At 42.2% G+C, this 20,258-nt stretch carries 19 protein-coding genes; 9 read left to right on the top strand and 10 right to left on the bottom strand.

Going from position 1 to position 20,258, the window contains the following annotated elements; all coding sequences use genetic code 11:
• Positions 1-85 precede the first annotated feature (85 nt).
• The 5 genes from NI465_RS12410 (at position 86) to NI465_RS12390 (ending at position 5,433) form a co-directional block, all read left to right on the top strand.
• Positions 86-1,450, top strand: coding sequence for a Na+/H+ antiporter family protein (locus NI465_RS12410; RefSeq protein WP_253145526.1), 1,365 nt, complete (start codon positions 86-88; stop codon positions 1,448-1,450).
• 331 nt (positions 1,451-1,781) lie between these two features.
• Complete coding sequence (locus NI465_RS12405; RefSeq protein WP_180087440.1) at positions 1,782-2,372, top strand: OmpW/AlkL family protein; 591 nt, start codon at positions 1,782-1,784, stop codon at positions 2,370-2,372.
• Positions 2,373-2,547: 175 nt separating this feature from the next.
• Positions 2,548-2,892 carry a lysozyme inhibitor LprI family protein gene (locus NI465_RS12400; protein WP_180087441.1) on the top strand — a complete coding sequence of 115 codons (345 nt, stop codon included), beginning with the start codon at positions 2,548-2,550 and terminating at the stop codon, positions 2,890-2,892.
• A gap of 163 nt (positions 2,893-3,055) precedes the next feature.
• Entirely contained in the window at positions 3,056-4,975 is a 1,920-nt protein-coding gene (gene htpG, locus NI465_RS12395; RefSeq protein ID WP_253145525.1) for a molecular chaperone HtpG, read from the top strand.
• Between the two features lie 194 nt (positions 4,976-5,169).
• Positions 5,170-5,433, top strand: coding sequence for a hypothetical protein (locus tag NI465_RS12390; protein WP_071851077.1), 264 nt, complete (start codon positions 5,170-5,172; stop codon positions 5,431-5,433).
• An 87-nt stretch (positions 5,434-5,520) separates the two neighbouring features.
• Here NI465_RS12390 and NI465_RS12385 read toward each other — a convergent pair whose 3' ends face one another.
• From NI465_RS12385 to NI465_RS16725, 4 genes are all read right to left on the bottom strand, one after another.
• Entirely contained in the window at positions 5,521-6,630 is a 1,110-nt protein-coding gene (locus NI465_RS12385; protein ID WP_253145524.1) for a hypothetical protein, read from the bottom strand.
• Between the two features lie 92 nt (positions 6,631-6,722).
• The gene (locus tag NI465_RS12380) at positions 6,723-8,123 is read right to left on the bottom strand and encodes a hypothetical protein (protein ID WP_253145523.1); all 1,401 of its coding nucleotides are present in this window, start codon (positions 8,121-8,123) and stop codon (positions 6,723-6,725) included.
• Between the two features lie 11 nt (positions 8,124-8,134).
• On the bottom strand, positions 8,135-8,314 hold the full coding sequence (locus tag NI465_RS12375) for a hypothetical protein (RefSeq protein WP_253145522.1): 180 nt from the start codon (positions 8,312-8,314) through the stop codon (positions 8,135-8,137).
• Between the two features lie 253 nt (positions 8,315-8,567).
• Positions 8,568-8,699 (bottom strand): hypothetical protein, encoded by a 132-nt coding sequence (locus tag NI465_RS16725; RefSeq protein ID WP_290446933.1) that lies wholly within the window; start codon positions 8,697-8,699, stop codon positions 8,568-8,570.
• A 446-nt stretch (positions 8,700-9,145) separates the two neighbouring features.
• Here NI465_RS16725 and NI465_RS12370 point away from each other — a divergent pair, with 446 nt between their 5' ends.
• Entirely contained in the window at positions 9,146-9,346 is a 201-nt protein-coding gene (locus NI465_RS12370; RefSeq protein WP_004278594.1) for a dodecin family protein, read from the top strand.
• A 67-nt stretch (positions 9,347-9,413) separates the two neighbouring features.
• Here the strand turns inward: NI465_RS12370 and NI465_RS12365 are convergent, their stop codons facing one another.
• The 4 genes from NI465_RS12365 to ompR all read right to left on the bottom strand — a co-directional run bounded on the left by NI465_RS12365 (position 9,414) and on the right by ompR (position 14,547).
• Complete coding sequence (locus NI465_RS12365; protein WP_180087445.1) at positions 9,414-10,106, bottom strand: DsbA family oxidoreductase; 693 nt, start codon at positions 10,104-10,106, stop codon at positions 9,414-9,416.
• 232 nt (positions 10,107-10,338) lie between these two features.
• Positions 10,339-11,856 (bottom strand): succinyl-CoA:acetate CoA-transferase ScpC, encoded by a 1,518-nt coding sequence (gene scpC, locus NI465_RS12360; RefSeq protein WP_180038620.1) that lies wholly within the window; start codon positions 11,854-11,856, stop codon positions 10,339-10,341.
• A 205-nt stretch (positions 11,857-12,061) separates the two neighbouring features.
• Positions 12,062-13,522, bottom strand: a complete 1,461-nt coding sequence (locus tag NI465_RS12355) for an ATP-binding protein (RefSeq protein ID WP_253145521.1) — start codon at positions 13,520-13,522, stop codon at positions 12,062-12,064.
• A gap of 260 nt (positions 13,523-13,782) precedes the next feature.
• On the bottom strand, positions 13,783-14,547 hold the full coding sequence (gene ompR, locus NI465_RS12350; RefSeq protein ID WP_004278590.1) for an osmolarity response regulator transcription factor OmpR: 765 nt from the start codon (positions 14,545-14,547) through the stop codon (positions 13,783-13,785).
• A 335-nt stretch (positions 14,548-14,882) separates the two neighbouring features.
• Here ompR and NI465_RS12345 point away from each other — a divergent pair, with 335 nt between their 5' ends.
• The 3 genes from NI465_RS12345 to NI465_RS12335 all read left to right on the top strand — a co-directional run bounded on the left by NI465_RS12345 (position 14,883) and on the right by NI465_RS12335 (position 18,624).
• Positions 14,883-17,237 (top strand): Tex family protein, encoded by a 2,355-nt coding sequence (locus NI465_RS12345; protein ID WP_253145520.1) that lies wholly within the window; start codon positions 14,883-14,885, stop codon positions 17,235-17,237.
• A gap of 75 nt (positions 17,238-17,312) precedes the next feature.
• Complete coding sequence (locus NI465_RS12340; protein WP_253145519.1) at positions 17,313-18,239, top strand: RexA family antiphage protein; 927 nt, start codon at positions 17,313-17,315, stop codon at positions 18,237-18,239.
• The gene (locus NI465_RS12335; RefSeq protein WP_253145518.1) at positions 18,178-18,624 is read left to right on the top strand and encodes a hypothetical protein; all 447 of its coding nucleotides are present in this window, start codon (positions 18,178-18,180) and stop codon (positions 18,622-18,624) included. Before NI465_RS12340 ends, NI465_RS12335 begins: the two co-directional genes overlap by 62 nt.
• Positions 18,625-18,664: 40 nt before the next feature.
• Here NI465_RS12335 and NI465_RS12330 read toward each other — a convergent pair whose 3' ends face one another.
• Entirely contained in the window at positions 18,665-18,982 is a 318-nt protein-coding gene (locus tag NI465_RS12330) for a hypothetical protein (protein ID WP_253145517.1), read from the bottom strand.
• A 60-nt stretch (positions 18,983-19,042) separates the two neighbouring features.
• Entirely contained in the window at positions 19,043-20,122 is a 1,080-nt protein-coding gene (locus NI465_RS12325; RefSeq protein WP_253145516.1) for a patatin-like phospholipase family protein, read from the bottom strand.
• Positions 20,123-20,258 lie beyond the last annotated feature (136 nt).

Below are 20,258 nucleotides of genomic sequence, written 5' to 3'. Positions count from 1 at the left end.
AACATGAACCCACCAGAAAAAAGTGGCGGAATTTTTATCCGCATTTTCTGATAAAATAGCCGCTTTCTCTCTATTCCGATTCATTATGTTCGCAATTCTTGCTGCTATTGGAGTCATGTTCGGACTCTCGTTGGCACGTGTACCTGTGGTTTTTGCCCTGGTCATTGGTGCTGTTACAGGTGGTTTATTGGCAGGTTTGGGCCTGCAGGGAACCTTGGACGCGTTTAACAATGGCTTGGGTGGTGGTGCCAAAATTGCCTTGGCTTACGGTATTTTAGGTGCATTTGCTTTGGCTCTGGCGCGTTCGGGTTTGCCGGATTTACTGGCTTATAAAATGATCAGCACCTTAAAAGGTGAGGCAGATTTTAAAGCGCAAAACCGGGTGAAATATCTGATCTTCTTCACGGTTGCCATTGCTGCTGTGTTCTCGCAAAACGTCATTCCCGTGCATATTGCCTTCATTCCGGTACTGATTCCGCCGCTATTGATTGTATTTAACCATTTACAGCTGGATCGCCGTTTGGTGGCCTGTTTGCTGACCTTTGGTCTGGTTGCCACCTATATGCTCATTCCAGTCGGTTTTGGTGCGATCTTCCTGAATGATATTCTGGGTCATAACATCAATACCTTTGGTAAGCCTTATGGTTTTGAAATTACTTATGATCAGATTCCATCTGCAATGGTCATTCCGGTCATTGGCATGCTGGTCGGGTTGTTAATTGCCATTTTCTTCTCTTACCGTAAACCACGTCTCTATAAAGATATTCATGTCGAAGAGCAGCAAAGTATTTCTGCTGAACTCGGGGTAGAGCAAAACCTTAAACCTGAAATTTCGAAATTCACCATCTGGATGGCCGGCCTTGCAGTCATAGCAACATTGGCTGTACAGCTGTATTCAGATTCAATGATTCTGGCAGGTTTAGTCGGTGTTGCGATTCTAAGCTGTGCTGGCATTTTTAAGTGGAAAGAAGCGGATGATGTGATCATTACCGGTATGCGCATGATGGCGCTGGTCGGCTTTATCATGATTGCAGCACAAGGTTTTGCCGCCGTGATTGAAGCGACCAATCAGGTACCTGCACTGGTCGAAGCATCGGTCAACTGGATTGGTGATAGTCAGGCACTGGCAGCGTTCCTGATGTTGCTCATCGGCCTGTTGATTACCCTAGGCATTGGTTCATCATTTTCAACCGTGCCGATTCTGGCCATCATCTATGTACCGCTGTGTATCCAGTTTGGTTTTAGCCCTGCGGCGACTATTGCAATTATCGGGACTGCAGCAGCTTTGGGTGATGCCGGTTCTCCAGCTTCGGATTCAACTTTAGGCCCAACTTCTGGTCTGAATATGGATGGTCAGCATGATCATATGAAGGATAGTGTGATTCCAACCTTCATTCACTTTAATATTCCGTTGATGATTTTTGGCTGGATTGCAGCCATGGTTCTGTAAGTCAATTTCAATCTGCTCCGATATCTATTGGAGCAGATTTATCTGGATTTAAAATAAATAATAAGATGTATTTAAAATATATGTTTAAATAGAAATTAATATAAACCTGATTATTTTACTCTGAATAAAACCATATTTATCTGATTAATTTGCTTAGTATTTAAAACCAACCAATCTGGTCAATTTAAAATAAATATTTATTAAAATCAATACATTAAATAATAATTAAAAATTAGTTTTATAATCCTTATTGCATATTATTTTCCCTCGTGTTTATTATTAATTAAGATTTATTTTCTCAATAATTATTCTTCCTGTGGGGTATTTTAAAATGTTAAAGCAAGTCGCTCTAATTGCATTAATGGGTCTTTCTGCATCTGCGATGGCAGGTCAATGGCAGGTGAAAGTTGGTGCCAGTTCTTTAGCACCATCAAGTGACACTGAAATTGCACCAGGTTTAGTCGTAGAAGCGGATCAAGAATATGGTTTTACGCCATCGGTTGAATACTTTTTTAATGACAATATCTCTGCAGAACTTTTATTAGCCACACCATTCAATCACGACATCTCTCTTCAAGGTGTGGGTAAGGTGGCTAAGATCAAACATCTGCCACCCACAATTACTGCTAAATATCACTTTAAAAACGCAACACGCTTTACGCCATATATTGGTGTAGGTGGCACAGCTTTTATTGCTTGGGATGAAGAAGGTCTGGCTAAAGATGTGAAAGAAGCATTTGGTGTAGCAGGTCAGATCGGCTTTAATTATCAGCCAGCAGATGCCAAAAACTGGGGAGTATTTGCTGACGTGCGCTATGCAGATTTGAGTCCTGAAGTGACTTTAGATGATGCCAATAATACTAAATTTGATTTCGATATTGATCCTTGGGTTTACACGATCGGTTATAGCTACAAGTTCTAAATTCTAACCTTGCTCAACAAAAAAGTCTCATCTTGAATGAGGCTTTTTTTTCAAAATAACAACGATTTATAACTTATTGAAATTGAGCAGATCGGCAATGTTCAACTATATTAAAATGAATAAAGTAAATATTAATTGAATACGACTTAATAATTGAATAATAAGGAAGATCAGCATGAGGTTTTTAAACCAAGGTATTTTAATCTTCTTCAGCCTGCTGGCAGGGTCTGCCTATGCGGCGAGTTTTGATTGTCAGAAAACTGAAACCGTGACAGAGAAAGCGATTTGTGAACATCGTCTGCTCAATGATGCCGATGTCAAGATGAGCACCAGCTATCATATTTTGCGCCGTATGGTGCCTATGGGAACCCGCTCGGTGATCCAGCGCGATCAGGTGAAATGGCTACAGTTTCGTGACCGCTGTCAGGAATCTGTGTCTTGTCTGAGTCAGGTTTATAATATGCGCCAGCAGCAAATAGACCTGCAATTTCAACGTATTTATAAGCTTGGGCCTTATTAGGACTTAAACCTAAGCCTTTACAAATCCAAGTCATTTTAGATCAAGAGATCCTTTATAAAATATCTTGAGAAAAAATATACAACTGGCTATTGAAAATTTAGTAACTCACTCCATTCATATAGGCAACAGTATTGACCTGTATTTAAAATAAAAGGAGTGATTAATGAGCGAGTCTAGCGCACAAAAACATAGTTTCCAGGCTGAAGTGGCTCAGTTACTACATCTCGTGACCCATTCGCTTTATTCAAACCCTGAAATTTTCCTACGCGAATTGATCTCGAATGCCTCAGATGCATGCGACAAATTACGTTTTGAAGGGATTAACCATCCCGAATTTTATGAAAATGATCCGGATCTGCGCGTTCGTGTCAGTCTGGATGCAGACAATAAAACCATTACCATTTCAGACAACGGGATTGGCTTAAGCGAACAGGAAGCCATTGATAATTTAGGGACTATTGCCAAATCAGGCACCAAAGATTTTATGTCCAAACTGACCGGCGATCAAAAAGCCGATGCCCAGTTGATTGGCCAGTTTGGTGTCGGTTTTTACTCCGGCTTTATTGTCGCTGACAAGATTACGGTAGAATCGCGTCGTGCCGGCACAGATGTCTCTGAAGGCGTACGCTGGATTAGTGGCGGAACCGGTGAGTTCGAAGTTGAACAGATCAGCAAAGAAGGCCGTGGTACAGATATTATTCTGCATCTGCGTGACGATGCGCTGGATTATTTGCAAAGCTATAAAGTGAAGCAGATTATCAATAAATATTCAGACCACATCAGCCTGCCAATCCAAATGCAAAAAGAAGTCTGGCAGGAAGAAGAAGCGGCTGAAGGTGAAACGTCTAAAGGTGGCCAATATGTCAAAATCGATGAGTGGGAAGCCATTAACTCGGCCAGCGCATTATGGACTCGTAACAAGTCGGAAATTACTGAAGAGCAGTATGTCGAGTTCTACAAGAACCTGAGCCATGATTTCGCAGCGCCATTGGCTTGGGCGCATAACCGCGTTGAAGGCAGTACTGAATATACCCAGTTGTTATATATTCCAAGCAAAGCGCCACATGACATTTTCACCCGTGAATCCAAAGCGGGTATCAAACTGTATGTGAAACGTGTGTTCATTATGGATGATGCGGATAACCTGATTCCAAACTACCTGCGCTTTGTGCAAGGTGTGGTGGACAGTGCCGATCTGCCATTGAACGTGAGCCGTGAATTACTGCAAGAAAGTCGTGATGTAAAAACCATCCGTGAAGGCAATACCCGCCGTATCCTGACCATTTTGGATAATCTGGCTAAATCTGAAGATGAAAAAGATCAGGCAAATTTCAAGACCTTCTATCAGGAATTTGCTTCAGTATTGAAAGAAGGTCTGGGCGAAGATTTCAGTAACCGTGAACGTATCTTAAAACTGCTGCGTTATGCGACGTCGACCAATGATGAAGTCAGCACATCATTGGCAGACTATAAAGCACGTATGAAAGATGGGCAGAAAGCCATTTATTATGTGACTGCAGATAGTCTGAATGCTGCGAAAAATTCACCGCAACTGGAACTGTTCAAGAAAAAAGGCATTGAAGTTCTGTTGATGACTGAACGCGTGGATGAATGGGCGATGAACTTCGTGAATGAGTTCGATGGTACGCCTTTGCAAAACGTGTCGAAAGGTGCAGTTGACTTAGGTGACCTTCAGGATGCCGAAGAGAAGAAAGCCCTTGAAGAAGCCGCAGCCCAGTTTAAACCGGTGGTGGATAAGTTGACGGATTCATTAAAAGACAAGACCAAAGAAGTGCGGGTGACGACGCGTCTGGTCGATTCTCCGGCTTGTCTGGTGACTGGAGAAGGTGAATTGTCTCCACAGCTGGTTCGTATGCTGAAAGATGCAGGTCAGCCTGTGCCGGATATCAAGCCGATTTTGGAAATCAACCCGGAACATCCGTTGGTGAAAAAACTGGATGGCTCGGCGCAGTTTGATGATCTGGCCAATGTGATCTTTGACCAGGCAGTGATTGCAGAAGGTGGATTACCAGAAAATCCTGCTGAATATGTCAAGCGAATTAATAGTTTGCTGCTTGCTTAAGTGCTGATGTATTGAATGAGAAAATCCCTCTTCGGAGGGATTTTTTATGCCTGCTTCATTTTTCATTTCTAGAAATGATCTGGAAAAACGATAGAGAGAATAAAAAAATACCTTCGAATCATAAATCTATATTTTAGATTATTAATTAATTTTTAATTTATAATTGCGATCATTAAGCAAAGAGAGAGAATGTTATGAAATCTAAGCTGATGATCAGTATGGGCGCTGTAATCCTGATGTCGATGAGCCAGTTTAGTCTAGCGGCACCTGCTGCAGAAAAAGTGGTACGCACAGATCGCATTAGCTTTTATAAAACAGCAAAAGTAAACGTAACAAAACCGAAACGTGTACAACGTAGCGATCATATTCGCTTCAATATGCCAGTGATGGAACAACCCTCATTGCAGCAAAAACGTGTGCTACGCAGTGATCGTATTATCTTGAATAAAACCAGCTAAGCTAATACTTGCCACGCTGATTGCCTCAGTAATATTGAAAAAAGCCCATGAATGATGGGCTTTTATTATTTTCTCGTATCAGTCAGTTTAAAATAACGCTTCTAAACGCACCAAAGCTCCGACATAGTGATCACGATCTTCGCGATGATCATTCAAATAGTTCAGGTCGGTCTGGACAAAAAACCATTCACGTAAAAAAGGTTGTCTCCACGACACATAGGGGCCCCAGCGATTAAGACGCAGATCCTTATCGTTCAGATAACCACCGGTATAAATGCCGTAACTAAAACGGTTGTCCTGAAAAAACTGATGTTGCCTAAAGGTGTAGTTGTCCCAGGTCAGATCGTCGTCTTGATCATCTGCATAAGTCAGACTGAGCTGATTGGAGAAAAAGGCCTGATTGGGACGGGCGTGGATTAGTTCCAAGTTGGTCCGTAAATAGTTTTCACTTTGAATGCCATAGCGATAAATCTGTTCGGCATGAAAAGAGTAGTCATTTTCTAGTGTCCAGTCCTTACTGGCTTTGACACGCAGATAAATATCATCGCCAGAACGTAAGCCCAGATCCAGATCGGTTTCGAAAGGAATACGATCTGACCATTCAGACCAACGTAAGGCAAAAGAGCTGTTATCTTCACGTGCACGTTTAGTATCCAGACGTTTATCTCCGGAAGTGGCAGGATTTTCATTGGTAATCGCGACATTGCTGTCTAATTCATTGTCCAGACTGTCATCACCAAAAACCACACTCAGCTTTTGTTCCAAGGTTGGAAGTTTGATCTTGCCGCGGATTCGGGGTTTAATCTCATAGCCTTCATATTCATCCCAGCGATTATCTAAAATGATCCGTAATGTGGCTGCAGCTGGCTGATCTGGATCGGTTTCACCAAACCAGTTATCAATTTTATGCGCAGTACGATCGGCCCATTCGCGGAGGCCTTTCTGCTTTTGATCCGCCCATGAATAATTTTCTGTCTCTAGCGTGGATGGAACGATGGCGACACTTGATTGCTCCGGCAAAACGGTGGGTGTTGCATCGATCAAACGTGGAATCTGATCCAGCAAGCCTGATCGGCTTGGCTCTGTATTTGTTGGACTGGCAGGAGCAGCTGTGACTGAATTTGCCCAAGACATGCTACCACTCATTCCTAAGCCCAGAGAGAGCAGTAAAATTTGAGTAATCCTGTTTATTTGCATGAGATATTTGTTGCTCTTGTATTCTTATATTCAGCTGTAGTTTTCTAAAAAACGGCCTTAAAAAGCAAGTTAAAGCTACAAAATAACAGCAATTATTCAATCATTTGAGCCTGAATTTCCCGATAAAGCTCTAATACCCGAATGGGTTGTGGCATTGTTAAAATAATATTGTGAATATTCTGCCAATTTAGCTGTTTGTCGCGTTGCAGCAAGATGTATGGATAGGCCAGCTCATCCTCTGCGAGAGAGATGCGTTTTTCACCATGAATCACTCGGATTTTTTGATGTTCCTGTAGCAAAAGCACTGGGGTAGAAAAATCCGCAGCAGCTTCTTTAAACGAGATAAATTTCTGCTTTTGAATGGACTGTGCGGGTATAAATGGATGGTAATCTGGCTGTGTCCAGACTGTTTCAGCCTGCTGCAAGTAAGCCGTTGAAAAAAACTCGAGTTGCATGAACCTGGTGCTTATAACAGACCACGCCAGTGATTTAATCGCAGCAGCCTGATGTTGATGATGGGTCAGCCAATGTTGAATACAATAGTGAGCCTGCAACTGACTCGGTACCCCTAAGAGCATCAGATATTTAACAAACTGACCTTGCAGATTCAATTGCTCAACCAAATAAACCTGACGTGCCTGCCAGTTATCTTCTGCCGCATAATATAAGACAATATCCAGATAAACAGGGTGTTGTTCGACATCGGATTCTAGTTCTAAAGCACAGAGCCGCTGGATATTAGTTTCTTCTAAACCTAAAGGGTGTACATGAGCGTTTAGTTTGCCCAGTTGGATCTGTACAGGGAATTGAATCAATTCGGAGACTGTGATCTGTTCTTGCTGAATTGTCGTTTCAGCTTTTAGTGGAGGATTTAGTTCCTTGGGTTCAGTTAGTATTTGATTGGTTGACTCATCTAAGCGATTTAATTCTAGTGCATGAATTCTTGCGCGCGGCCGTCCCCGATGATATTTGGTTGTTTCCATAGAATTGCAGCTGGTTTCAGCTTCGTGTAAGGATAAGGCTGGAACGATCAAGGGTGGATCCTGTTTCAGGCAAGAAAATCGTTGCTGTTGTTGCAACAGCCAGATATAGCAGTGTTGCAATTCAGCCCATTGGCTGTGCAGGGCAGGAGCTTGGGGAGCGGGCATCAGCCAGATTTGCCAGCCACGTTCAGGATGATGTAAAACTGCCCAGCCTGAATCCGGATGGGCAGACAATGCTTGTTCCAGCGCCAAGATTTCGGTGAAATAGCCACGAAAGCTCAGATGATAAGACGTGTCAGCAGAAAATTGGTAAGCAACAAGTTCAGGCTGAGTGCGGGCTTTAAATGCTGAAATCTGGGTTTTGAAAATAGGCTCATCACACAGATTAAAAATATCGCGTATCCTTTTTTTAGAACGGGCAATTTCATAGAAAGGCAGGACTTTATGCTCCAGTTGCTGCGCCAGTCCATGTAGTTCTTTAATTAAGTGTGCTTTTTCTAAAGCATTCATTTTTTTGATCTCTAGAGATGTTTCAGTGCTTTATCCAGGGTTTGTGCCAGTAAAATGTTAACCGCCAGCTCGACCAGTCTGTATTCAGCAGAATTCGAGTCTGTATAGCTTTCTGCCATTTCAATTAAATAATCAATAGAAACTGACTGAGGCGGAATTTTGCCCTGTACCAATGCCTGAAGTTCATGCATAAAAAATTTTCTTATCATTAATCTATTTATATTGCTGCAATTATAAGCAGAGATCACATAAAATAGTGATCTATTTTGAGTGTTTTATAAACAAATTTTTTAATTAAAAGTGATAAAAATCAATAGAAAAAACTAGAGCGGGAAATAGTCGATATTTTTTAGAGTCGTGCATCTTTCACACTGAATGTGTTCAATATGATCAAAAAGAACAGGCTGAATCAATCAGCCTGTTTTAATGAAAAACAGCTTTGCATTAAGCTGTTTTTTCAGTTACTACAGTCGCAGCATCTGCATTTACTGTTTCAGCAGGTGCTTTAGTCGCTGGAAAGTCTGGCAGATGAACCACTTGCGCCATTTGTGCAGACGCTTGAACAGAAAAAGCCATAACGGTTGCTGCGAAAGCAAATTTAAGAGCATTCATAGGATGACTTTTAATATCAGAGTGTTCAATAATTTGAACAGAGGAGAATATTTAAACTTAATTCGGGTGAAATAATAGCAAATAAGACTTAATAGAAAATGATAGATTTGGCAAATTCAGGCAGTAAATTTTAAATAAATTACTCTATAAAACAATAAATTAGTATATTTTCTCTAGTTGGATTTTTATGATTTTACAGGACTTTATGCTTTACTTTAGTGATGAGAATCTGGACTTGATCAAGTGCCAAAACAAGCGGCGATGTGTTTTTGATCTGCCAATTTAAGATTGAATTTCGAGCTTTGTTCAATCCATGTAAGTTTTTGCTATCGCTTGTTTACGGGCTGCTGCAATCTTCTGAGAATGGACTAAGATGGAATTCCATTCATTTTCATGCTGAGAGTTTTATTATGGCAATTGCAAAAGTGGTAGAAGTCAATTCAAGCAGCAATAAAAGCTTTGAAGATGCGATTCAAACGGGGATTCAAAAAGTCACAGAAACGGTCAAAAATGTACAAGGTGCTTGGATCAATGAACAGAAGGTTGTCATTAAAGAAAATAAAATCACGGAATATCGTGTCAATTTAAAAATTAGTTTTCTGGTTGATTAAGCGAATACCATTCAATAACAAATAAAAAACCCCATTTAAAATGGGGTTTTTTTTATTGAACGTTGTTTTATTTAGCTTGGTCTGGCGTGTCACACGTTTCTGTTGAGCACTGTGCTGCCTGACTGTTGGTTGATGTATCGAGCGCTTTTTCAAATACTTGCAGGAAAACTTCTTTAGGCTGCGCGCCTGCCAATGCCACACGTTGATCAAAAACAAAGAAAGGCACACCAGTCACTTTGAGTTGTTCGTGTGCCACTTCCTGATCGAATTTGACGAAATCAGCATATTCCTCCGAATCCAACAGATCATCGACTTCGACCGGATTGAGGCCGATACGCGCTGCGACATCTTCCAGCGTTTCACGTTCTCCAATCGCCAGACCTTGGGTCATATAACTATAGAAGAATGCTTCCTGTGCTTCATTGCCCAGACCCTTGCTTTGCGCCAGGTGAATCAGGCGATGCGCATTAAAGGTATTGCCTGAATTGGCACCTTCCCAGTTAAATTCGATACCTTCGGCTTTGGCCATTTCAGCAATATTGCGCTGCATTTCTTCGACTTCAGCCACAGTACGGCCATATTTTTGCGCCAGACGCTCAGAGTTAGAAATTTCCTGACGTACCGGTGCTTCAGGATCGAGCTGGAAACTGTGCCAATGCACTTCAAGCTCAATACCTGCTTCTTCTGCCGCAGCTTCTAAACGTTTTTTACCAATATAGCAGAAGGGGCAAACCACATCTGACCAGATATCTACGCGCATGTCATGTCTCTAATTTTGCTCTTGTGTTCAAGTATGAGGGTGAAGAATCAGAATTTAAAGCCCCTGAGCATCAGAAGTGTATTTCTACAGCAGATCGGCAGGATAAATAAAAGAAGAAAGAGCAGGCGATAGCCAGGTGGCTTTCTTAATATAATCAGGTTCTGACTATTCAAAAAAAATATAAAAATGCCATAAAAAAACGCCCCGTAGGGCGTTTTTTGAATGCAGTCGATTATGCAGTTTTTACTGCAGCTTCAACAGCAAGCATGTGACCATTTTCTTCGAAGTTTGAGTGCCAAGAAAGCGCCTCACGAAGAAGATGAGGCGTATGGCCCCCTTTTGCACATGCACGGTCAAAGTAATCATTCAACGCATCGCGGTACATTGGGTGCGCACAGTTATCAATCACTGCACGTGCACGCTCACGCGGTGCCAAACCACGAAGATCCGCAAGACCTTGTTCAGTTACCAGGATATCAACATCATGTTCTGCATGGTCGATATGTGAAGCAAACGGCACTACAGAAGAGATGTCGCCACCTTTCGCGATTGATTTGGTTACGAAGATCGCTAAGTGGGCATTACGTGCGAAGTCACCTGAACCACCAATACCATTCATCATTTTGGTACCACATACATGAGTTGAGTTCACGTTACCGTAAATATCAAACTCAAGTGCAGTGTTGATGCCGATAATACCTAAACGGCGTACCAGTTCAGGATGGTTTGAAATTTCCTGTGGACGTAATACCAGTTTGTCTTTGTATTGCTCAAGGTTGTTAAATACTTTCTCGCCGTACTTAGCAGAAAGGGTAATTGAAGAACCTGAAGCAAACTTCATTTTACCGGCATCGATCAATTCAAAAGTACAGTCTTGCAGAACTTCTGAGTACATGATCAAGTCTTCGAAGTTTGAATCTTTCAAACCCGTCAATACCGCATTTGCAATTGAACCGATCCCTGCTTGAAGAGGTCCGAGGTTTTTCGGTAGACGGTCTTCAGCTACTTCTTTTTCAAAGAAAGCGATCAAATGGTTGGCAATGCTTTGAGTCTCATCATCTGGTGCGGTTACAGTAGATGGAGAGTCGTGCAATTCGCTGTTAAATACAATGCCAACAATTTTAGATGGATCGATATTGATCGCATGCGTGCCGATACGCTCATCAACTTGAGTCAATGGAATCGGTTGACGCGTTGGACGATAGGTCGGGATGTAGATATCGTGCAAGCCTTCAAATGCCGGGCTTAAGTTGGTATTGATTTCTACAATCACTTTTTCAGCAAAAATCGCAAAGCTTGCAGAGTTACCAACAGATGTTGTTGGAATGATGCCGCCATCTTCAGTAATCGCTACAGCTTCGATGATCGCAACGTCTGGTTTTTTCAACTGCAGGTTACGCATTTGCTCAACAGTTTCAGACAAGTGCTGGTCAATGAACATCACTTCGCCGTTGTTGATCGCTTTACGTAAAGTATTGTCTACCTGGAACGGTAAACGACGTGCCAATACACCAGCTTCAGTCAGTTGTTTGTCTAGATCGTTCCCTAGTGATGCACCAGTAATTAACGTGATCTTTAATGGATTTGCTTTTGCCTGTTGAACCAAAGCTAAAGGAACCGCCTTCGCTTCACCAGCGCGAGTAAAGCCACTCATACCCACAGTCATGCCATCTTGGATGAATTCAGCCGCTTGTTCAGGGCTGATGACTTTGTTGTGTAGGGAGGCTAAACGGATACGATCTAAAGACATTTTAACTCTCATTAATTCTTAAACTATGATACGGATTGTACCGCTCAAAAAATGTATTGTGCATAGGTGTTAGGCTAAGGTCTAATTTTTTAGCTAAATGTAGGTATAATAAAAAATGATGATTTTTAAATGATTGAATTCGTGAACTATAAAATGAATTGTATAGAAAAACTAAAAAGTCATTTGTTGAATTAATGATCACTTATTAAAAGTGATCAGTCAAAGTTTGGCGAATTTTATCGAGTGTAGTGGCTGGGGGAAGTGTCTCTGGGTTCGCCTGATTCACGGGTAGTGAAATGATAGCTTCCAGCCCACCTTCAGGACTATTATGGATACGTAATTGACCATGGTGAATATCGACAATCCGTTTAACAATGGCCAGCCCTAAGCCACTGCCTTGTACTGTTCGTGCCGAATTGCCCCGAACAAAAGGCTGCATCAAGGCTTCAATCTGATCTTCCGGAATGCCTTCGCCATGGTCTGCGACACAAATCAACAGTTGATCTTCTTCAACATGCGCAGAAAGCTCAATTGGTTCTGAACCATAGCGTTTTGAGTTGTTGATCAGATTGCCAATCAGTCTTTTTAGCGACATGCTACGTGCCTGAATGGTCGGTATATCTTGTGGGGTGAAACGGATATCTAGCGGTTTAAACTGCTTGACCAGTTCCTGTAGCAGTACATTGACATTGGTGTCCTGCGGTTCTTCATCGGAACCGTCGCGCATATAGGAAATGAACTGATCCAGAATCGCGTCCATATCTTCGACATCATAAATCAGGCCTTCTTTGAGAAAGTCTTCATCTGGCATCATTTCGGCACTGAGGCGGATTCGGGTTAAGGGCGTGCGCAAGTCATGTGAAATGCCGGCCAGCATGATTCGGCGTTCCCGCTCGGTCTGGTCCAGCGTATAAATCATCTGATTAAAGGCATGATTGACCTGACGGATTTCCAGTGGACCATGATTGGTATCTAGATAGGGTGCTGAGCCGATTCGGCTATAACTGTTGGCGGCATTCTGCAAACGGCGTAAAGGACGGTTGAGCTGACGCACCAAGGTCAAAATAATGATGCCGACAATAATCGGCGTGCCAAGCAACCAGCCCAAAATCAGTTCATTGCTATAATTGGCATAAGTCTTTAAAGGTTCCTGTACCCAGTGGCCATTCATTTCAGGGGTCTGGATCCAGATACGTGGACTCGGCTTAAACTGGAAATAGACTGTGGCTTGTTCGATACGTAACTCTTTGGCCAGTTTGGTTTCGATCTGCCGGGTAAAAAATTCTGCAATCAGCTTTTCACGGACAGTGGGATATTCTGCTGGATTAGTCACGTATTCAATGCCGACCCGGTTTTTCAGCCAGTCATCGATATCCACTTCTTGCTGTTTGTGATACAGGCGCAGATCGGGATTGTTGAGAATTTCCAGTTCCATGGCCAGATAACGCGCATGTTGCTGGATTTCAGGTAAAAACAGGGTACGCCAAAAGAACCATAAGGACATGAACAGGCTGAAACAGACCACGAAAACCACCAGTACCGTGGTACGCATGGCAGCAGAACGCGGTTTGATCTTGTCGAGAAAGCGTTCCCAGCGGGTACGTTTCTTTTCCGAGTAGCTGACAAAATCGGTAAATTTTTGTGGATCGATGGGGTCGAGTTTCACACCAGCTCCCTGTAGGCATTTTCCAAATTGAGCAGTAATAATATTTGTAATGGAATCTTACTGCTTGAACCTTCGATGGAAGGAGCTTGTTGTGTTACTTTTTTTGAAAAAATGAGTAACACTGTTACGCAAGTAAAAACTTTGCCATTCGCTGAACTCGCGCATTTGTATACGAGCCTTTAAAGAAGGGAGGCTCAAACAGCAGCGAATGACTTTTAGGGACAATAGACTGGGGTAATCTTTATCCTATAATTTTTCCTTTATTCAGCACCATCTGGAACAAAGACATAACCCACACCCCATACGGTCTGGATATAACGTGCACGCGCTGGGTTTTCTTCCACTAAACGGCGTAAGCGTGACACCTGGACATCAATTGAACGTTCCATGGCACCCCATTCACGGCCACGCGCCAGATTCATCAGCTTGTCGCGGGTTAATGGTTCGCGTGGATGCTGCACCAGTGCTTTCAGTACCGCAAACTCACCGGTAGTGAGTGTTACCACTTGGCCTTCACGGGTCAGGGTGCGGGTAGACAAATCCAGTGACCAGGGACCAAAAGAAACTACTTCCATCTGCTGGCTTGGTGCACCCGGCACTTCACGTACCTGACGACGTAATACCGCACGAATACGTGCCAAGAGTTCATTCGGGTTAAACGGTTTAGGCAAGTAATCGTCGGCACCTGCTTCTAAACCGGCAATACGATCCGAGTCGCTACCACGAGCGGTGAGCATAATGATAGGCGTATCGATATTGGATTGGCGTAAACGACGACAGATACTCAAGCCATCTTCGACCGGAAGCATAAAGTCGAGCACGATCAGAGAAAACAGTTCCCGCTGTAAAAGTCGATCCATCTGCGTGGCGTCATGTGCAGTTTTGACCACAAAGCCTTTATCTTCGAGAAAACGCTGTAATAAGGTACGCAGACGAACATCATCATCAACCACCAGGATCCGTTCGACCCGGTCCGTTTCGGTATGTACGGCATCGGCTTTTTCAGCAGGTACAACTAAACTCATGAGATGCTCCTTTATTCTTTATTGTCATCATAAACAAAAATCAAATAGGCTTTGAGTATACGATTCATTGATATTAATTGACTATGCTCTAAAGCACCAAATATTGCAGTTAAAATCAAGACATAGATACCAAATATATACATCTAAATGAGCAAAAAATATGATTTTAAGCTGAATAAAAAGCAAAGTTCATACAAACTTTATCGGGAAAAGCTGAAAACTGTGGCACTTCATAATACAAAGATGAGATAAATTAATAAAAACAATGGTGGATTTTATGGACCCGGTCTTTATAATCATGCCATTTAGTACTTATCCTTGTGGGATCAAACACGATGACTGACTTAGTTCAGCAGTTGGCAAAAGAACTTGCCGTACGTCCAAATCAAGTTGAGGCTGCCATCAAGCTTATTGATGAAGGTGCCAGTGTTCCTTTTATTGCACGTTACCGTAAAGAAGTAACGCAAGGCTTAGACGATACGCAACTACGTCAACTCGATACGCGTTTATCATACTTGCGTGATTTGTATGAGCGCCGTGAAAAGGTGATTGAATCACTCAAAGAACAAGATAAATTATCTGATGATTTATTGGCGCGTGTGAATGCCGCCGAAACCAAAAATGCATTAGAAGAAATTTACGCGCCGTACCGTCCAAAACGTACCAGTAAATCATTTAAGGCCAAAGAAGCTGGTCTGGGCCCGATTGCTGAAAAAATCTTTAATGAAGCTGTTGATCCAGCTGAAGCTTTGGCGGGCTTTAGCCATGAAGATTATCCAGATACTGAAAGCCAGCTTGATGCGATCCAGCACATCCTGATTGATGACTGGGCACAAAATATCGCACTGACCACTGAACTTAAAGCGACATTTGCAAAAACTGCCGTGCTGAAAAGTTTAGTTGCAAGTGATGAGAAAAAAGAAGTCGGTAAAAAATTCCGTGATTATTTCGATTTCTCTGAAAACTTGAACAAAGTGCCTTCACATCGTTTATTGGCGATGCTGCGTGGCCGTCAGGAAAACGTTTTAGGCCTGAAAGTTGATGGCGAAGATGATGCTCCATTGGCGCGTATTGAAACTGAATACAATCTTGAAACTGTTCAGCCACAAGCGCGTCAGGATTTCTTGAAGCAAACTGCAAAACTATTTTGGCTCGGTAAAGTTCGTCCAACGATCGAACATTCATTGCTGACTGAAAAACGTCTGGCTGCTGAAACAGAAGCGATGAACGTCTTTGCTGAAAACCTGCGTCATTTACTGCTTTCTGCACCTGCAGGCGCACGTACCACTTTGGGCGTGGACCCGGGTATCCGTACCGGTGTGAAACTGGCGGTAGTGAACGAGTCTGGTGATGTTCTTGCATACAGCACGATTTATCCATTTGCACCAAAAGACGATAAAGAAGGTTCACTGGCCGAGCTGGCGCGTTTATGCCGCGAGTTCAATGTTGACCTGATCGCGATTGGTAATGGTACTGCAAGCCGTGAAACTGAAGCTTTAGTTGCTGAAATGATGGCTGCGAACAGTGATCTGAAAATGACGCGTGTTTCTGTATCTGAAGCAGGTGCATCGGTGTATTCAGCATCTGAACTAGCTTCACAGGAACTGCCTGAACTAGATGTATCTATTCGTGGTGCGGTATCGATTGCACGCCGTTTACAAGATCCACTAGCAGAACTGGTGAAAATCGATCCGAAATCGATTGGTGTGGGTCAGTATCAACATGACGTGAACCAGACCGGTCTGGCGAAAACCCTTGAAGCGGTCGTTGAAGACTGTGTGAACTCAGTGGGTGTGGATGTAAATACTGCATCAGCAGCAATTCTGGGTTATATCGCGGGTCTGAATAAATCGATCGCACAGCAAATTGTGGAATTCCGTAAGGAAAATGGTCGTTTTGACAATCGTCAGTCTTTGAAAAAAGTACCACGTTTAGGCGAGCGTACTTTTGAGCAGGCTGCGGGCTTCTTGCGTATTCAAGATGGTACAGAACCACTGGATGCGTCTGCAGTTCACCCTGAGTCATATGCTTTGGTGAGCAAAATTGTTGAAGCAAAAGCAACGACTGTAAAAGACATCATTGGCAATACTGAAATCATTCGCCAAGTGAATGCAGAAGAATTTGCAGACGAGAAATTTGGTCTGCCGACGATTCAAGACGTATTGGCTGAACTGGAAAAACCGGGCCGTGACCCGCGTCCAGAATTCCGCACTGCTAAATTCCGTGATGACATTACTGAAGTTGCGCAATTGTCTGAAGGCATGCAACTGGAAGGTGTAGTCACTAACGTGACTAACTTCGGTGCATTTGTCGATGTGGGCGTGCATCAAGATGGTTTGGTACATATTTCTGAACTTGCCAATGAATTCGTCGCTGATCCGCATAAAGTGGTGAAACCGGGTCAAATCGTACAAGTCCGTGTTTTGAATGTGGATGCTGAACGTAACCGCGTGAATCTGTCGATGCGTCCTGAAGGTTCTGAAGCGCCGGCGAAAGCACCACGTCAGCCACGTCGCGAGAACAATGAGCCACGTGGTGAACGTAAGCCTCAGGGTAAACGTCCACAGCAAGGACGTCCGCAAGGTGATCGCCCTCAGGGTAAGAAACCTCAAGCGGCTAAACCACAAGAGCAAAAAATTGGTGGTTTGGGTGCATTGTTATTGCAAGCAGGGATTAAAGGTTCTAAATAAACTGATGAGTTTGTTGGAAAATTAATCTAATATAAAAGGAGCCGCAAGGCTCTTTTTATATTTCTAGGGGGTAAAATGCGTATAAATTATTACATGTATAATTTTCATAATGTTAATACAGCTGATGTTTATGATTTCAATATTTCAAAAATTATTGAAAATAGCACTAATAAAATTGCCTATCCCTATGTAACAGATATTACATATAATGATGAAAAGCTTTACTTAATAAAATTAAAAAAGGACTTTTATCTATTTGTACAAACTAAAAATCAGGAAATTGTAAAAGCTGTTGAAGAAAAACGAAGTGTATTTTCTGCTACAGATTTAACTAATAAATTGGCAGCAAATGAAAGTATGGGGTTTGCATCTTACATATATATGAATGATAAATTTCCAATTTTTGCATTTGGTTCGAGAGTTTTATCACCTACTCCTACAGCTTTTGTATTTTACATTGAGCAATTGCTGAAGAGGATGAAAATTAGGGATTTATCTTTTAAACTCATTCCTGTTAAAACGCAAATTAGTAGGGCAGAAGCTGCCAAACTAGATTTTATTGGTAGAACGTCATTTCAAGTAGCTTATGGGCCTTTTGTTAAAAATTTATTGAATGCCTTTAACGGTGAAAGTAAAGTAATTGATTTTGAAGATATTGCAGGATTAGAAGTAATTATTAAACCAAAGAGAGGTAAATCAATTAACAAAACAATTCTAAAATCTATAGATCGAGTACCTGATAATGAATTAGAAAAAGTTACTTTACGTGCTCGAGCTCATTTAGAAGATCAACTCACAAATTTTTATTATTCAAAAGATGGTTTATTGTCAGAAGGTTGTGATGCTGAGTCTGATATGTCAATTGCTGAACATATGCAAGTTAGTCTAGACACTAATTCTGTTATTCAGGAACGGATCAGAGATTATAGGGGGTTGAATTATGAACAACTGGAAAATCATTCTTTGCTTGAATTCGATTCCCTTGATCATTGGAATAGTTAGCCAAGTATTTTATTACTATGTACTTAAAAACTATTTTATATTTTCCTTTTATATTAATAAGAAAGATTTAGGAATTGCTTTACTTGCATATTCTATAGCAATGTTTGGAATAGTAGCGACTATTTCTACTATTGTGTATGGATTAGAAAAAATTGCTGCAAAAAACTATCTTCAAGATTTTGGTGAGTATTATTTAAGTAGTTGGTTTTTAGCTATTTTATATTTGATTTTAGTGTGTGTTACTTCAGTTTTACTAATAGCAACTATTAGTAATATTGAAGTAACAAAGTGGTTGATACGATTTGTAATGTTTTTCTTTATCGCTAGTTTAATACAAGCGCTATCTAGTTTATGGACGGGTATGAAAGTTCTTAGAAAACCCTAAAGTAAAAAACCTCCCAATTGGGAGGTTTTTTATTGGATATTTATGAGTTAATCATCGGCACAACCCAGCTGGTGATAATCAGCAAAATACCGAGATGCCCCAATTTTCGTGTCACATAGACCAGCTTAGACGGTGGCTGTTCCAGTCTTTTTGCATATTCTTCCATGCTAATGCCGGGCTTACCTTTACTGGTAAATAAAAACACCGCCAGGTCGATACAAATCAGAATCGTACCGATATCAGCGACCAGTTCCATCAGGACAAAATCCTGGCTATACAGCGACATGCTGACGCTATAAATCAGATAAATGGCAAAGGCCAGACACAGGTATTGCAGGACAACTAAAAACTTCTGCATAAATCTCAACAGTTCACAAAATTAAAGCAATTATACAAATAATCGGGCAGCTACGGCCAATTACAAGGTCTGCATTACCTCAGCAAAATTCTGCTTCTCGACCAGTTCCAGAAATTCATCGCCCAGACGCTGACTTTCCGCAATACATTGCTTCCAGAGCTGAATGCGTTGGGCCTGGTCCAAACCTTTTAAGTTAAAGTCTTTACGGTCAGGCAAACGACCCAAAGGCAAACTTTGCAGATATTGCTGCGATGGAGAAAGCAGCAAAGTTCGTGCCTGATTTTCCGGATTTGAGGTACGTTTAAATAACTTGTCAAACCAGCCGGGGGTAATGCTATCGGTAAAATGTGGATACAGCACAATACCTTTGCTCTGAAAGGGCAGGTCAATGTGATAGTCAATCAGGCCACCATCGCGATAATAACCCTGCGGCGCATCCGGAATATTGTTCACCGCTGCCATCACCCCGGGAATAGACGCTGAAGCCATCAACCAGGACAACACACTCTGTTCGGTTAGTGCATGATAATGCGTGGTAAATCCATCTTCAGCGATTTTAAACTGTTCACCGATATTGGGCTGGCTGATTACACGTTGCATGAAATGACGGCTGTGCCGGCGCGCGACTGCGGTCGTTCCAAGAATTCCAGCCACAGAAGCCAACAACGGCAATGCCTTGTCACTCTGGAAAATGTGTTGGGCTTTAATTGAAATGACTGCGAGATGATAATCTGGATGATTGACTAGATCGTTTTCTTTGCCTTGTACCAGATCCAGCAGCATGCCACGGCAAACTTCGCTGACATCCTGACGGGTCATTTTTTTATGAAAATAGAGGTTGGTATACAGCTCACCCAAACGTTCGGTTCCCTGTTGAACTCCATGTGCAGCCATACTGGCAAAACGCCAGCTGCCAATCGAAGAACCCACCAAAGTTCTACGCTGAGGTGCACGTGGAAAAAACTCACCAAAAATCGCCTGATCCAGTCCTTGGATCCCGATGCCTTTGGGGCCGCCTGCCGCACCGGGCACGATATCGACCTGTTCGGGTTGCAAACCTTGTTCCAGAATCAGCTCACGTGCCAGATGGCCAGCACGAATCGTCAGCGCAGGCGCACGTTTTTTTAAAATCTGTACCATGGTTGAACCTATACTAGCCAAATGTGTGCTTATTTTAAGCGATAGGTTTAAAGACCCAATGGCAAGATATGTCCTAAGGTGACTTTGAAGTCATCCTCATCTTTAAGACATAAAAAAGCCTGAGACTATTCAGGCT

It is taken from the genome of Acinetobacter lwoffii (assembly GCF_024129855.1).
GTDB lineage: Bacteria > Pseudomonadota > Gammaproteobacteria > Pseudomonadales > Moraxellaceae > Acinetobacter > Acinetobacter lwoffii_L.
This window is presented reverse-complemented; position numbering and strand designations above follow the sequence as displayed.

Coding starts and splice junctions, on each gene's coding strand:
- NI465_RS12365 (WP_180087445.1), bottom strand. CDS start 10,106: ATGCGCGTAGATATCTGGTCAGATGTGGTTTGCCCCTTCTGCTATATT.
- NI465_RS12400 (WP_180087441.1), top strand. CDS start 2,548: ATGAGGTTTTTAAACCAAGGTATTTTAATCTTCTTCAGCCTGCTGGCA.
- scpC (WP_180038620.1), bottom strand. CDS start 11,856: ATGTCTTTAGATCGTATCCGTTTAGCCTCCCTACACAACAAAGTCATC.
- NI465_RS12385 (WP_253145524.1), bottom strand. CDS start 6,630: ATGCAAATAAACAGGATTACTCAAATTTTACTGCTCTCTCTGGGCTTA.
- NI465_RS12370 (WP_004278594.1), top strand. CDS start 9,146: ATGGCAATTGCAAAAGTGGTAGAAGTCAATTCAAGCAGCAATAAAAGC.
- NI465_RS16725 (WP_290446933.1), bottom strand. CDS start 8,699: ATGGCTTTTTCTGTTCAAGCGTCTGCACAAATGGCGCAAGTGGTTCAT.
- NI465_RS12380 (WP_253145523.1), bottom strand. CDS start 8,123: ATGAATGCTTTAGAAAAAGCACACTTAATTAAAGAACTACATGGACTG.
- NI465_RS12330 (WP_253145517.1), bottom strand. CDS start 18,982: ATGCAGAAGTTTTTAGTTGTCCTGCAATACCTGTGTCTGGCCTTTGCC.
- NI465_RS12345 (WP_253145520.1), top strand. CDS start 14,883: ATGACTGACTTAGTTCAGCAGTTGGCAAAAGAACTTGCCGTACGTCCA.
- NI465_RS12390 (WP_071851077.1), top strand. CDS start 5,170: ATGAAATCTAAGCTGATGATCAGTATGGGCGCTGTAATCCTGATGTCG.
- NI465_RS12325 (WP_253145516.1), bottom strand. CDS start 20,122: ATGGTACAGATTTTAAAAAAACGTGCGCCTGCGCTGACGATTCGTGCT.
- NI465_RS12340 (WP_253145519.1), top strand. CDS start 17,313: ATGCGTATAAATTATTACATGTATAATTTTCATAATGTTAATACAGCT.
- NI465_RS12375 (WP_253145522.1), bottom strand. CDS start 8,314: ATGCATGAACTTCAGGCATTGGTACAGGGCAAAATTCCGCCTCAGTCA.
- ompR (WP_004278590.1), bottom strand. CDS start 14,547: ATGAGTTTAGTTGTACCTGCTGAAAAAGCCGATGCCGTACATACCGAA.
- NI465_RS12405 (WP_180087440.1), top strand. CDS start 1,782: ATGTTAAAGCAAGTCGCTCTAATTGCATTAATGGGTCTTTCTGCATCT.
- htpG (WP_253145525.1), top strand. CDS start 3,056: ATGAGCGAGTCTAGCGCACAAAAACATAGTTTCCAGGCTGAAGTGGCT.
- NI465_RS12335 (WP_253145518.1), top strand. CDS start 18,178: ATGAACAACTGGAAAATCATTCTTTGCTTGAATTCGATTCCCTTGATC.
- NI465_RS12410 (WP_253145526.1), top strand. CDS start 86: ATGTTCGCAATTCTTGCTGCTATTGGAGTCATGTTCGGACTCTCGTTG.